This is a genomic window from Agrobacterium tumefaciens (assembly GCF_005221385.1).
Classification (GTDB): Bacteria; Pseudomonadota; Alphaproteobacteria; order Rhizobiales; family Rhizobiaceae; genus Agrobacterium; species Agrobacterium tomkonis.
Genome location: NZ_CP039903.1, coordinates 2357393 through 2371034, shown reverse-complemented (window position 1 = coordinate 2371034; position 13642 = coordinate 2357393). Strand labels below are relative to the sequence as shown.

Below are 13642 nucleotides of genomic sequence, written 5' to 3'. Positions count from 1 at the left end.
ACTCTAGCCTCTGCGACCACTGCGGAGTTGCGCCAGGGTCGCAAGCGTATTGCCGCTGATCCCTGTGTTGTTGCTGAACAGAGCCATGCGCGGGTCGGAGGTTGAATTGTTCGCTTCAAACATCACCAAAAAGCGGCTGACCAGCTTTTCGACTTCCTTGGGATCCTGCAGGTCCTTTATTTTAAGCCTCTTCTCGATCATCTTTGCCTGCACATCCACCTTGGAATTTGCGGTTTCGGCGGGAATTCCAAGAGCGGTACGGGTGAATTCAGCCAGCGCATTGTCGGCCAATATGTCGTAGGGATTGGAAATGCCGCCGGCCATCCGCTTGAAATAGAGGGCAAGGCGAACGCCGGAATTTTCTTCGCCGACCCGCTCCTCCAGGGTCTGGCGAACATATTTGTCGCGTGTTTCCATGAGGCTGCGGGCATTTTGAACGCTCTGGCCGGCTTTCGCGGCGATATTTCCCTTGGCGTCGAAATTAAACGAGCCGGCAAGCGCACGGAAGCGGGCATCTTTTTCCGTATTGGCAAAGCTTTTTGGGTCTTTGAGGTCGGACTTGAAAATCTTCTTCAGATAATCGGCGGTGACCGATTTGGGGTCGATGCGTTCCGCGACCAGCATGAAATCGAGCAGGCGGCGGTCTGCAAGCAATTGATCGACGGTTTCGAGCGTCTCCATTTTTTCGCGATAGTAGGAGACTTCCTTCTCTCCCTTCTCTCTGACTTTCTTGTCCTTGTCCCAACGGGTGACTTCCGTCAGATAATTTCGCGAAATGCGGGTGATCTCGTTTTCTGCCTGGGCAAGGCGCGGCGAGCCGATCATGCCTTCGGTATTGAAATTATAGGCTTTCGCCAGTCGCACGAACCTGTCGTCTTTCAAATTGCGAACATAGCTTTTCGGATCCGACAGATCGCTTGTAAGAACTTTTTTCAGTTTAAATGTGGAGGCCTCCTCGGGACTGATGCCGAACGCCTTCAGCGCGAAGTTGCGGATGGTGACTGCCGCCTGCGCATTCGACAAAAAATCCTCCAGATTTTTTGTCAGGCCGATATAGCGCCTGTAGTCCTTGATCGCCTTTTCATCGGCGACTTCATCCCTGTCGTCGTAACGGCTGAAATAGAAGTTCATCATCGTGCTCAGTTGAACATCGGTCTGGGCCGTCTTTCCCGCCGCAACCTTGCCGTCCTTGCCGAAATTGAAGGCTTTGGCGAGATTGAGAAGACCCTTGTCCCTTTCCTTGTGAAGCCCGCTTTGCGGATCATCAGGGTTTTCGCGCAGAGCCCACTGGATTTTCTTGTCGGTGTCGGCGTCGTCGCGCAGATTGAAGGCGACGATCAGCATCGTCCTCAGGCGGACATTGGTGATCATCTGCTCGGCATCGGTGATGCCCTTCATCTTCTGTTCGAAGAAGTCGCGGTTGAGAATGGCTCCGGTCTGCGTCAGGCGTGGATTTGAGAGAACGTAGGTTTCGTTGATCAACCGCTTCTGCGCTGCCGTCTGCGCCGGCATGCCGGTATCGACGACGCCATCGTCGCGGAAGTTGAACGCCGCCGCCATTTCGAACAGCTTGTAGGCATCGGTGATGCGTTTGTTGTATTGGCTGATCAGATAATCGCTCTTTTCGAGCGCTGTTTTGTCGGTGGAGGGGATTTTCGCACGCTCGATGCGCAGATCGGCCGTTTTTGCCTGCCAGTCAGCGATCATTGGCTTGTAGGTCTTGTTGACGTAGCTATCTGCACTGCTGATATCGCTGGTCAGAACATCCTTGAGATGCTTGTAGCTGAAGGTCCCGGCGTCGATGCCGAAAGACTTGAAAACATAATTCCTAAGCCGCGTGTTTTTGAAGATGTCGTCCACGTGGCCGACCTTGTCGATGACGATATTGTAGTAACGCGTTTCCTCTTTAAGCTCCTCATTTCTTTGCTTGACCGTATCGTGATAGGCCGCAACCAGCCGTTCCTGCTGGGATTTGGTTTGAACCGATTTTTCCGCTTTGATACTGCCGAAATCGAACGCTGCCGCGAAGTCGCGGTAACGTGTATCCTTCATCTTGTTGGCGAAACTGTTCGGGTCGTTGAGGTTGCTTTCCAGCACCTTCTTCATGAAGGCGGTGGCGTAGGTCATGTCTTCCAGCCCATAGGCTTTCATGGCGTAGGAATAGAGCTTGTAGTCCTTCAGAAACTCATCGAGGTTTTTAACCTTGCCGATATTGTCGGCATAATATTTGGCGTCTCGCGATACTGCGGAGTCGTTCGCGACACGTTTCAGCGAGAGGCCGAGGTCACGATTGTAGAGGGCATAAGTCGTGTATGCGGGCAGCACCATGTGCCTCCGGGAAAATTGTTGTCGAAATCCATGCGTGAACAAATACTATAAATGAATTATCGCAGTATTTTCTTGCGCGAGACTGTATTTAATAAAATTATATTCATAATAAGTATTATGTATTGTTAAATTAGAAAATTTATATTCAGATATAGAGGATTTTTCTTGATATTACCCCGTGGGTTCTCGCGCAGATAAAAACTGCACAAGGCAACAGGCGTCTGAAAGCGGCTGGCGGAAATCCCCGCCGGCCGCACTTCCTGTGCAGTTTTAAGGTGTGCCAGTTTTTTGGGGGGAGCGGCTGCGGCTGCCTTAGGGCTTTTTGCCTGAGACCGGCGCAACGCTCGCCATTTGCTGCAATGTCCGCTCATTCGTGCGCTTGGCGCGCGCCAGCGCGTCGTCGCGATCTTCGGGCAGCGTGTATGTCATGTAGGACAACGAGGTTTCGAGGTCGTTGTTATTGTGTCCCAAAATGGCGGCGAAATAACTGTTCTTGGTGACATGGGGCGGTGCGAAATTGTGATAGGCTACCTCGGCATAGAGGTGCCGCAGGCCATAGGGCTTGGGAAGTTCTTGCCTCGGCCAGAAATCCTCAAACAGGTTAAAGACCGTGTCCCGGAGCAGCAGGCGGGTTTCCGATGAAAAATCATCGATCGACATGCCGTGCCACAGTTTTCCCTGCCCGCTTGCGCGCAGGCGTTCATAGGCGGACAGAATGGTGGCGGAGCGGGCAAGCACCGGGATTTCGTAGGTAATCCCGAATTTCGTTCCTTCGCCCTGTTTCGTCTTGGCCTGGCCGTTGAACAGGATGCTCCATTTGGAAACGCCCTTGCCATAAGGGGCGGGGGAAAATTCGGCCTGGGTAAAGACCTCGTAGGGACGCCGTCCCGTCATGCCGATCAGGCCGATGCCGATCATCAGCGGATCGGCCGACTGCAGGCAATCGGCGCAAATCTTCAGAACCTGCCGGTAGTTTTCGAATGTAATCAGCGCGCCATGCTTGTTGGCGATCTTTTCCATCTTGACCCGGCGGGCGTCGTCATACATCGCGGCATCGCCGGTCGCGATCTTCAGCATCGGATGCTCGTCGCCGAAGGCTTCGCGGATCGCATTGCGGTATTTGGTGATGTAGGAGATGATCGTCGTCTGCGCCCTGTCCTTCATGATGCTGAGCTCAGCATTCCAGAGGGCCTGCATTTCCTCTTTTTTGGCCACGCCATTCATTGCTGCAATGAAATCCGCGATGCGCAGAAGAACCGTCGGCTTTCGTCCTGCGGTGTTGAATTCCGCCCGTTCGATTTTTTCGACGATGGATGTCGCCACGCCGGTTTTCGGATAGTCGGCCCGCTCGATATAGGTATTCAGCCGCTCGCGCAGTTTTTTCATGTTGCAGATGGCAAGCGGTGTGCTCTTTGGGCCGAACTCGGCCTTCAGGGCATACCGATATTTCATGATGTAGAGTTCGAGCGTCTTTTCGGTGCGGCCATTGTCGAAATGGTAGCGGACTTCGGCATCCCACAGATCGCGGATTTTCTTGTTCCGCACAGCGTCGCTGCTTTTCATCGCTTCTCTGACGCCAGCGACGAATTGGTCGATGCGTTCCACGAGGACGGGTGTTTTTGTCTTTCGCTTTAAGGCGGGCATGCGGCGGCTCCCTGAACCGGTCCGAAAATATAAAATCCATGGTTGGCAATCAACAGAAGCATGGTTGAGGAAACGCCATGAACATTCGCCGCCGGCCGGGTTCTTTTGAATAATAATTTAATCGATTCCGCAAGCGCGGGTGTCGATCGAAGACGGGTTTCGAACTGCCGCCGGTCATTCAGGGGAGTCGGAAGGCTGCGGGAGATGATGTTTCTGCGGAGGGAAGCTGTCAATTTACGTTCGGAGCTTCGGAAATTCTCCCGAAGCCCCCTAAGGTCAAAAATACGCTATTTAGGCAGCCGGGTCTTCAGCGATGTCACAATCCGCTTTGCGAGTGCCTCATAGTCTTCGTCGAAATGGTGACCGCCTTCAATAGCGATCGTTTCCACACCCTTCGCCTTCAGGCCGGGGCAGGGGTCTTCATCCTCTTCCTCCGTGCCGTATACGCACTGTACCAGCTTCGGATCGATCTTGGCGATGTCGTCCACCGTCTTGCCGCCCTTGCCTTCGCCCGCCACGCCAAGCCAGCCCTGAACGGAAATTTCGAAATCCACTTCCGTCGACAAGCCCAGCAGCGAGAGCTGCACGACGTGGGATTTCGCGCGTTCCGGCAGAAGATTGTAGGTTGCAGGAATGATGTCGGCACCGAAGGAATAGCCGATCAATACGACGTTGCGGACCTTCCATTGTTTGCGATAGGTGTCGATGATGCGGCCAAGGTCGCTTGCCACTTCCTGTGGCTGCTTTTCTTTCCAGAAATAACGCAGCGCATCCACGCCGATCACGGGAATGCCCTGTTTCTGCAGCGCACCGCCCACTTCCTCGTCAAGATCGCGCCAGCCGCCGTCGCCGGAATAGATCACCGCCATGGTGTCCATGACAGGGTTCGTTTCCAGAACCTTGATCGGCAGGCCGAGCGGGTTGTCGGTATCGCCGGCGGCGTCGATCTGGTCGGACAGGGTTTGTGTCAGGATTTCGTCCGCCTTGTCATCTACGTCAGTCACATCGATATCGGGATGCAGCTTGACGAGCGCGTTGACATGGTCGCGGCCCTTCTGATCCGCAGCGGGGGTGAACAGCACGCTGACGGGCGCTGGCAGCGGACCATCGGTCAGGCCATAGACCGTTTCGCCGTCCACCTTGTCCTTGGTGGCGGGCGTGCAGAGTATCTTCTCAAGCGGCAGGCCTGCCTTGGGGTCGACGGCAATGGCGTCGCGGATGGTGGAGACCGGGCTTTGCGCGATCATCGCCAGTGCCAGCGTTCCGCCCTTGCCGATGCCGGTGAGAATGGGCTGGCGATAGCTGCTGGTGCCGGCGGTGCGCTGGATCTGCTGCGACAGCGACTCGATGTCCGAGATCATATAGATGCACTCGTCGTCATCGGCTTCGAGCGCCTTCAGATATTCCTTGAAGTCGATGCCGACCACGGCGGCACCCTTTGCAACCAGCGCCTTGGCGCGCTCTTCGTCGGCATTGGTCCATCCGTCCGCGTCGGAAATCAGGAAGACGCTGGCGAGAATTTCGCTGTCGGGCACCATGATGTGCTCGGCCGGGATCATGCCGGTCTCATAGGCCGGCTTGTCCTGCGCAAAAACGGAGGTGGAGGCGAACAAGGCGGAAGCGGCAAGGGCCGCCTTCATCATGGTGGATTTTCTCATTTTCCGATCACTCCTCTGACGCCGCCGCTGATCAGAACCGTTGCGTCCATCAGCGCCAGTGCGGCGTCTGCGCCGTTCTGAACGGCAAGGTAACGCGGTTCCCATTTCGGGTGGAACTTCGTCTTGAACGCACGAAGTCCCTTGAAGTTGTAGAAACGTTCGCCGTGTTCGAACAGCGTACTGCCAATGCGATCCCAGACGGGTGCTGCATCGCGCTTCGACATGCCGGACATGGGCGCCATGCCGAGATTGAAGCTCTCATAGCCCGCCTCACGCAGATATTGCATGATACTGACGAAGAGGAAATCCATCGCGCCGCGCGGCGCATCCGCCGAAAATCGCATGAGATCGACGGTGGCTTCCTTTTTCGTTTCCGTCACCATCAGATTGGCAAAGGCGGTGATCTTTCCATCTTTCCGAAGAATGGCAACGGGCTGGGAGAGGATGTAGTCCGGTTCGAAGGCGCCGAGGGAGAAGCGTTTTTCCCGCGTGTTGTGGTGCGCAAGCCAGCCATCGGAGACCTGTTTCAACTCATTGAGAATATCCGGCACCTGGGCTTGTTCGACAACCTCGAAGGTCAGCCCGTCGCGTGCGCCGCGGCTCAGGGACTGGCGAAGGGTGGCGAGCTTGCCGCCCTTCAGTTCGAATGCGGTGAGATCAACGAGCGCCAGTTCGCCGAGCTTGAAAGCGCGCAGGCCGGCATCGGCGCAATGGGAAAGCAGGAAAGGTGAAATCTGGTAAAAGGCGGCGCGTGCGCCCGCCGAACGGGCGGCTTCCACGAATTGCCAGACGAGATCGGGGAAATCCTCTTCGTCGCCAACCGGATCGGCAAAGGCGATCCAGGAACGGCCCTGAATGCCGTACATGATGAAGGCGTTGCCGCTCTCGGAGAACATCACGTGTTTGTCGCCCATGCGCACGAGGTTGGCGTCGGCGGCGTCCTGTTTCATGACGATACCGGTTGCGTTTACCACGTCTTCGGCCTCGATCGCATCCGGCCTGTAGGCCACCGGCCGCATGAGGCTGAAGATGGCGATGGTGGATGAGGCGAGCACGAGACCGAGAAGGGCGCGCAAACCGCGCGGTGCTTCTTCGGAGAATTCGAACTGCCACCACAAGGTCTGACTGTAATCCGTATCGCGATAGACAAAGAGCAGAATGGTTGCCGCGCCGGCGACGATGACGGCCATGGCGGCGAGCCAGCTTGGCCCCAGCGCCTGTTTGACCAGGGAAGCATGGCGGTTGAAGCTGCGCATATTGGCGGCGAGTGCGATGATGAAGACGCCGAGGATCGCGGCTTCAAAGACGGCGATGGCCTTGAGGAGCGAAAGAACCAGCGCCAGCGAGGCGGCGACGAGGGCGATCCACCAGGCGCCGTCCAGCCGCTGCCCGAGGCCACGCGAGGCGACGACGAGCACGAGGCCGAGGATGCTGGTGAGAAAATGCGCCGCCTCGATGATCGGCAGCGGCACGAAATTGGAGAGGAAATCCAGGTTGCTGTCCGGCGTTGGCGTCACGCTCGAAAAGATCAGCATGGTGCCGAGGATCATGGCGAAGGTCGACAGCAGCGGCGGGGCAAGGCGCACGGCAAGCTGGCTGATATCGGACACAACAGGCTTTGCGGCGAACTGCTTCATCTCCGAGATGAGCATCACCAGAATGGCGACCACCAGCGGCAGGACGTGATAAATCACGCGGTATAGAACGAGGCTTCCGAGTAGCTGGTCGACGCTGATGGCGTTGCCAAGCCCCGCGACCATCACTGTTTCAAAGACGCCGAGACCGGCCGGCACATGGCTGAGGACGCCGAGGCCGACGGCGGTGGCATAGATCGCAAAGAATGTCGGCCAGCCGAGATGGGTGTCGGGCAACAGCACATAAAGCACGGAAGCGGAGGCGGCGATATCGAAAGCCGAGACGAGGAACTGGCGCGACGATGTGCGGCTGTCCGGGAGGCGCAGACGCCATGCGCCAAGCTTGATCGTGTGGCCGTTGCGTCCGACATAGGCCGCAACGACAAGCACCGCGATGACGGCGAGCGCCGCCCCTCTGAGGATCAGGGCGTCAACGCCGATGATGGCGGCGATGCGTGGTGCGACGATGAAGGTGGAGATGGCACTGACCGAAAGCAGCCCAAGCCCGAAGGACAGCGTGACAAAGGCGATGACGCGGGCGATTTCGCTGGGCGACAGGCCCATCCGGGAATAGGCGCGAAAGCGGATCGCGCCACCGCTCAAGGGGCCGAAACCGGCGGTATTGCCGATGGCATAGGCGGCAAAAGCAGTCGCCGCCATGGGCGGAAACGGCAGCTTGCGGCCGATATATTCGATCGCATTGGCGTCGTAGAATATCAGCGCCAGAAAGCTGAGCGCCGTGAAGAAAATGGCAAGCAGAACCGCAGAGGCGGAGGTCTGCGTCAGTGCGTCGATGACGTCGTCATAACGCACTTCGGAGGTCAGGTGATAGATGGCGAAGGTCATCATCACGAAGACGAGCGTGATGGCGATCGCGGTCAGATAGGGGCGGTTTCGGGCAAGAAAGCTTTCAACCGCGGATTCCGCGACATCGGTTTGTGTGATTTCGCTTTTGTCTGCCATTTGCTTTATCCAGCGCCCGTTCCCAAGCTTGGCGAACCACAGGAATGTGTCGCTAATTCGTTTCGGTTGAGGAAATGTGATTAGCAGAAAAGCATGAAGTGTCGATGTAGAGTTTGGCCCGCTCCTTGGTGAATTTCGCCAATTTCAAGGGCAAAAATGCAACTATGAAATGCATGATTTGCCGGATTGTTCCGAAAGACACAAAATTGACCGCTGCGGTTGCTTGGTGGTTGCGTTTGATGCCATTACACGCTCCTTTTGATTGAAGGAGATGCAGATGAACACGCCCACAAGAATAGCGCTTTCGCTCGTCGTCGCCCTCGCGGCAGGCGGCGGGTACATGGCAGTCGACAAGATGCGCGGTGCCGAATGGGTCGTTTCGCCGCAGCAGATTGCCGAGGCCAAGGCAAAAGGGCAGATGGGTTATGAATCCCGTCCGGGCACAGTGACTGTGTTGCCGATCCGCAGCGAGACGGCGGATGTATTGCCGATGAAATGGGCGATGATCGGTGTCGTTGCCGGGCTTCTGGCGTTCCGTGCGAGCGGCAAGAAAAAAGCGGCAAAGGCTTAAGGGCCTGCCGCTTCATATCTCCGGCGCTGTGCGCCGGAGGTGGATTTTATGCTGAGCCTTACGCACCCCAGGTCTTTTCCAGTACGCGGACCCAGTTGCCGTGGCAGATCTTGGCAAGCGCCTTGTCGTCATAACCGCCCTTGCGCAGGGCTTCGACCAACAATTGCAGATCGCCCGCATCCTTCATGGCGGCGGGAATGGTGGTGCCGTCGAAGTCTGAACCGAGCGCTACGTGATCGATGCCGATGCGGTTGACGATATAGTCAACGTGGCGGACAAGTTCGCCAAGATCGGTATTGGGGTTCTTCACGCCGTCCTGGCGCAGGAACAAAACGCCGAAATTGATGCCGGCAAGACCGCCCGTGTCGCGGATGGCGTCCAGCTGGCGGTCCGTCAGGTTGCGGCTGTGGTTGCAGATTGCATAGGCGTTGGAATGCGACGCCACCAGCGGCGCATCGGAAATCTTGGCGATGTCCCAGAAACCCTGCTCATTCATGTGCGACAGGTCGACCATGATCTTCAGCTCGTTGCAGGTCTTCACCAGCCGCCTGCCCGCATCGGTGAGGCCGGGGCCGATATCCGGCGTCGAGGGGAAACGGAAGGGAACGCCATAAGCGAAGATGTTCGGGCGGCTCCAGACCGGTCCGAGCGTGCGAAGGCCCGCCTCGCAGAGCACGTGCAGCGCATCTAGATCAGCGCCGATCGCTTCCGCGCCTTCGATATGGAAAACCGAGGCAAAAGCACCCTCTGCCATGGCGCTGCGGATATCGGCGGCAGTGCGGCAAACCTTGAGTGCGCCGGCGGACTGTTTCTCGGCGCGGAACAGCAGGCCGGCCATGGCGAGCGTCGCCTTCAGCGCGTCGGCTTCTGACGGTGTCGAAAAATCGCCGTTCGCATCTTTCTCCATGCTCGGCGACGGCACGTAAATGGCGCAGAGGCCGCCGGCCAGCCCGCCCTTCCTGGCGCGTGGCAGGTCGATGTGGCCAACAGTATCACCCTCGATGAGCAGCGTTTCAGGTGAGGCATTGCCCGATCGCCATAACCGCAGCAGCACATCGTTGTGGCCGTCGAAGACGGGGACGGTTTTTTCATCGGTCATGGTCATTCACCTTCGGAAATGGGTCGGCGCGGGCGCGCCATCGGGGGAGTTTTGGGAATTGGTAGAGGAAAGGTCAAGGCGGGAGCAAATGCAATCCATGCATAGGCTCTGCCAAATTTGGAATTGGTCGGGCCTCGTTTGCTCGTGGTAATCGCGGGAAAACATAAAAAAAATGACTGGATTGGGGCAAACCCACACCGTTTCCGAAAAATAAGGTCCGAAAGGGGATTTTCGATGATTTCAAGACGCAACCTGCTGATTGCCGGCGCTGCCGTTCCGTTCCTGTCCTATGCGCGTATTCCGGCCTTTGCCGCGACGCCCAAGGATATTCTGGTTGTCGCCCAGCAGCTGGACAATATGACGAGCCTTGACCCGCATGAAGGTTTCGAAGCCGTCGGCGGTGAAATCATCTCCAACATGTATCAGAAGCTGGTGCGCGCCAACCGTGAGGATTCCACCAAGGTTGATCCGGTCATCGCGAAATCATGGGAAGCCGATGCGGACAGCAAGGTCTTCACCTTTGTGATCGGTGACGAAGCGACCTTCTCCAGCGGTGCGAAAGTGACCGCGGAAGACGTTGCCTTCTCGCTGCAGCGCGCCATCAAGATGAACAAGAGCCCGGCCTTCATCATCAGCCAGTTCGGCTTCACGCCTGAGAATGCCGAAACGACCATCGTTGCCGCCGACGACAAGACGGTGAAGCTGACGACGGCAAAGCCGACCGCCATCTCCTTCCTGCTTTATTGCCTCTCCGCCAATATCGGCGCGATCGTCGAAAAGAAGGCGGTTCTCGCCAATGCTTCCGGCGAAGACCTCGGCAATGGCTGGCTGCAAAAGAACAGTGCCGGTTCGGGCGATTTCGTTCTGCAGGCCTGGAAGCCGAGCGAAAGCGTAGCGCTCACCGTCAATCCGAACGGTCCTTACAAGGGCAATATCAAGCGCATCGTGCTGCGCCACGTCACCGATCCGTCTTCGCAGCTGCTGATGCTGCAGAAGGGCGATATCGACATCGCCCGCGACCTCACCTCGGAGCAGCTGCGTACCGTCAAGGACGACGCCAATATCGAGCTGGAGCGCAAGTCCATCGCCTCGCTGGTGTTGATCTCGCTCAACCAAGGCAATGAGAACCTTGCCAAGCCGCAGGTCTGGCAGGCGATCAAGTGGGCGCTGGACTATAAGGGCATGCAGGAAAACCTGGTGTCGCTGACGCACGAGATCCACCAGAGCTTCGAGCCGAAGGGTTTCCCCGGCGCCGTTAACGACATTCCGTTCCAGCGAGATGTCGAAAAGGCGAAGGCGCTGATGGCCGAAGCCGGTCTTGCCGACGGTTTCGAGATCAGCATGGATCACTATTCCGCCCAGCCTTACCCGGATCTGGCGCAGGCCATTCAGGCAAACCTTGCCGATATCGGCATCAAGGTGCGCCTGCAGTCGGCCGAGAACCGTCAGGTCCTGACCAAGATGCGCGCCCGCGAACACCAGATGGCGCTGTCCGCATGGGGTACGGATTATTTCGATCCGCATTCCAACGCCGATGTCTTCAACATCAACAAGGATAATGGCGACGACGCCAAGTCCAAGCCCTTCCTGTGGCGTTCGCGTTTCAAGAACGACGATTTCGCCGCCAAGGCGGAAGCCGCCCGTGACGAGAAGGACCCGGCAAAGCGCGTGGAGCTTTACGAAGCCCTGCAGCGCGAGCACATGGAAAACAGCCCCTTCGTGTTCATGTTCCAGACCACGAAGACGGCGGCCTTCCGCAAGGGCGTTTCCGGCTTCGAACTCGGCGTTCTCTCCGAGGGCAATTCCTACCACGATGCGAAGAAAGCGTGACATTGAACAAGCGCGTTAAAAGCATATCGTCGATACTGGGCAGCGTCATTCTGACGCTGTTCGGTTTGATGGTCATCACCTTCATGATCGGGCGCGTCATGCCCGTCGATCCCGTCATCGCGGCGGTCGGCGACAATGCGCCCGAAGACGTCATCGTGCGGGTGCGGGCCGAAATGGGTCTTGACCAGCCGCTGGTCGTGCAGTTCTTCCATTATGTCTCGCAGGTTCTGCATGGCGATTTCGGCAATTCGATCCTGACCCGCAATCCGGTCTGGATCGATATCAAGCGCGTCTTCCCCGCCACCTTCGAACTTGCCACCGCAGCCCTAATCCTTGCAGCGCTGATCGGCATTCCGCTCGGTGTCTGGGCCGCCGTGAAGCAGGGCAAGCTGACCGACCAGGTCATCCGCGTCGTCTGCCTTGCCGGTCACTCCGTGCCGGTCTTCATGCTGGCGCTGATTTCGCTGCTCGTCTTTTACGCCACGCTTGGCGTTGCACCGGGACCGGGCCGGCAGGACATCATCTATGACGGCATGATCACGCAGATTACCGGCCTGATGACGGTCGACACGCTGCTTGCGGGTGACTGGGACGCCTTTTATGACGCCATTGCCCATATGGTGCAGCCAGTCTGCATTCTCGCCTATTTCAGCATGGCCTATATCACCCGCATGACGCGCGCCTTCATGATCGATGCGCTGAAGGGTGAATATGTCATCACCGCCCGCGCCAAGGGGCTTTCGGCCATGACCGTCATCTGGGGACACGCCTTCCCGACGGTTGCCGTGCAGCTCGTCACGGTTCTCGCACTCACCTATGCCGGGCTTCTCGAAGGTGCCGTGGTGACGGAAACCGTCTTCAGCTGGCCGGGCCTTGGCCAATACCTCACCGTCTCGCTCATGAACGCGGACATGAACCCGGTCGTCGGAGCAACCCTGTTGATCGGCTTCATCTATGTCGCCCTCAACCTGCTCGCAGACGTGCTTTACAGAGTTATGGATCCTCGCGTTCGATGATGTTAGCTAATTTCAGAAACTGGGCGCTGGATGAGACGCCGCATTCCCGCACACAGGCTGCCTGGGGAAACCGGTACCGCATCTGGCTCAACCTCAAGTCCAACCCGCTGGCGGTGATCGGCCTGACCATCATCGTCCTCTTCATCGCGCTGTCGCTGCTGGCGCCGTTCATAGCGCCCTATGATCCGGCGACGCAGAACCTCGGCAACCGCCTTGCGTTTCCGGATGCCACGCACTGGTTCGGCACGGATGAGCTGGGACGCGATATTCTCTCGCGCATTCTCTACGGCGGCCGCGTCACGCTCGGCATGGTCATCGCCGTCGTCGTTCTCGTCGCACCGATCGGTCTCGCCATCGGCTGCATCGCCGGTTATTTCGGCGGCATTGTCGATACGGTGCTAATGCGGGTGACGGATGTGTTCCTGGCCTTTCCGCGCCTCATCCTCGCGCTCGCCTTTGTTGCGGCACTGAAGCCCGGCGTTGAAAGCGCCGTTCTCGCCATCGCGCTTACCGCATGGCCGCCCTATGCACGTCTTGCTCGCGCCGAAACCATGACGGTGCGCGGCAGCGATTTCGTTGCGGCCTACCGCCTGACGGGCGCTTCCGCCTGGCGCATCATTGCGCGTCACATCGCGCCGCTCTGCGTGCCGAGCCTTATCGTGCGCATCACGCTCGACATGAGCTCGATCATCATCACCGCCGCCAGCCTCGGCTTCCTCGGCATGGGCGCGCAGCCGCCTTCGCCGGAATGGGGCGCGATGATCGCCACCGCCAAGCGCTTCATCTTCGAACAATGGTGGGTCGCCACCATTCCCGGCATCGCCATCTTCCTCGTTTCGCTCGCCTTCAACTTCCTCGGCGATGGCCTGCGCGACGTTCTCGACCCGAAGGGACATTGA

9 protein-coding genes are annotated in these 13642 nt (G+C 57.9%); 4 read left to right on the top strand and 5 right to left on the bottom strand.

From position 1 onward, the window contains the following. Positions 1-3: 3 nt before the first annotated feature. The 4 genes from CFBP6623_RS11970 to mprF form a co-directional block, all read right to left on the bottom strand. A complete protein-coding gene (locus CFBP6623_RS11970) occupies positions 4-2328 on the bottom strand; it encodes a DUF1217 domain-containing protein (RefSeq protein ID WP_046801572.1) in 2325 nt (774 codons plus the stop codon). A 312-nt stretch (positions 2329-2640) separates the two neighbouring features. Beyond that, entirely contained in the window at positions 2641-3972 is a 1332-nt protein-coding gene (locus CFBP6623_RS11965; RefSeq protein ID WP_046801571.1) for a telomere resolvase, read from the bottom strand. A 287-nt stretch (positions 3973-4259) separates the two neighbouring features. Further along, positions 4260-5630 carry a virulence factor gene (locus CFBP6623_RS11960; protein ID WP_062654251.1) on the bottom strand — a complete coding sequence of 457 codons (1371 nt, stop codon included), beginning with the start codon at positions 5628-5630 and terminating at the stop codon, positions 4260-4262. Further along, entirely contained in the window at positions 5627-8227 is a 2601-nt protein-coding gene (gene mprF / locus CFBP6623_RS11955) for a bifunctional lysylphosphatidylglycerol flippase/synthetase MprF (protein WP_046801569.1), read from the bottom strand. Before mprF ends, CFBP6623_RS11960 begins: the two co-directional genes overlap by 4 nt. A 277-nt stretch (positions 8228-8504) precedes the next feature. Here mprF and CFBP6623_RS11950 point away from each other — a divergent pair, with 277 nt between their 5' ends. Then, complete coding sequence (locus tag CFBP6623_RS11950; protein ID WP_046801568.1) at positions 8505-8798, top strand: hypothetical protein; 294 nt, start codon at positions 8505-8507, stop codon at positions 8796-8798. A gap of 58 nt (positions 8799-8856) precedes the next feature. On the opposite strand, the gene CFBP6623_RS11945 is transcribed toward CFBP6623_RS11950, so the two are convergent. Beyond that, the gene (locus tag CFBP6623_RS11945) at positions 8857-9897 is read right to left on the bottom strand and encodes a dipeptidase (RefSeq protein ID WP_046801612.1); all 1041 of its coding nucleotides are present in this window, start codon (positions 9895-9897) and stop codon (positions 8857-8859) included. A gap of 234 nt (positions 9898-10131) precedes the next feature. On the opposite strand from CFBP6623_RS11945, the gene CFBP6623_RS11940 reads away from it, so the two are divergent. The 3 genes from CFBP6623_RS11940 to nikC are packed head-to-tail and all read left to right on the top strand — an operon-like array spanning position 10132 to position 13642. Continuing rightward, positions 10132-11727 carry an ABC transporter substrate-binding protein gene (locus tag CFBP6623_RS11940; protein ID WP_046801567.1) on the top strand — a complete coding sequence of 532 codons (1596 nt, stop codon included), beginning with the start codon at positions 10132-10134 and terminating at the stop codon, positions 11725-11727. A 2-nt stretch (positions 11728-11729) separates the two neighbouring features. Continuing rightward, a complete protein-coding gene (locus CFBP6623_RS11935) occupies positions 11730-12743 on the top strand; it encodes an ABC transporter permease (RefSeq protein WP_046801566.1) in 1014 nt (337 codons plus the stop codon). Then, complete coding sequence (gene nikC, locus CFBP6623_RS11930) at positions 12740-13642, top strand: nickel transporter permease (RefSeq protein WP_046801565.1); 903 nt, start codon at positions 12740-12742, stop codon at positions 13640-13642. The genes CFBP6623_RS11935 and nikC overlap by 4 nt, the downstream gene beginning before the upstream one ends.

Excerpts from the sequence above, each read along its gene's own strand:
- CFBP6623_RS11970 (WP_046801572.1), bottom strand. The coding sequence starts at position 2,328 with ATGGTGCTGCCCGCATACACGACTTATGCCCTCTACAATCGTGACCTC.
- CFBP6623_RS11965 (WP_046801571.1), bottom strand. The coding sequence starts at position 3,972 with ATGCCCGCCTTAAAGCGAAAGACAAAAACACCCGTCCTCGTGGAACGC.
- CFBP6623_RS11960 (WP_062654251.1), bottom strand. The coding sequence starts at position 5,630 with ATGAGAAAATCCACCATGATGAAGGCGGCCCTTGCCGCTTCCGCCTTG.
- mprF (WP_046801569.1), bottom strand. The coding sequence starts at position 8,227 with ATGGCAGACAAAAGCGAAATCACACAAACCGATGTCGCGGAATCCGCG.
- CFBP6623_RS11950 (WP_046801568.1), top strand. The coding sequence starts at position 8,505 with ATGAACACGCCCACAAGAATAGCGCTTTCGCTCGTCGTCGCCCTCGCG.
- CFBP6623_RS11945 (WP_046801612.1), bottom strand. The coding sequence starts at position 9,897 with ATGACCGATGAAAAAACCGTCCCCGTCTTCGACGGCCACAACGATGTG.
- CFBP6623_RS11940 (WP_046801567.1), top strand. The coding sequence starts at position 10,132 with ATGATTTCAAGACGCAACCTGCTGATTGCCGGCGCTGCCGTTCCGTTC.
- nikC (WP_046801565.1), top strand. The coding sequence starts at position 12,740 with ATGATGTTAGCTAATTTCAGAAACTGGGCGCTGGATGAGACGCCGCAT.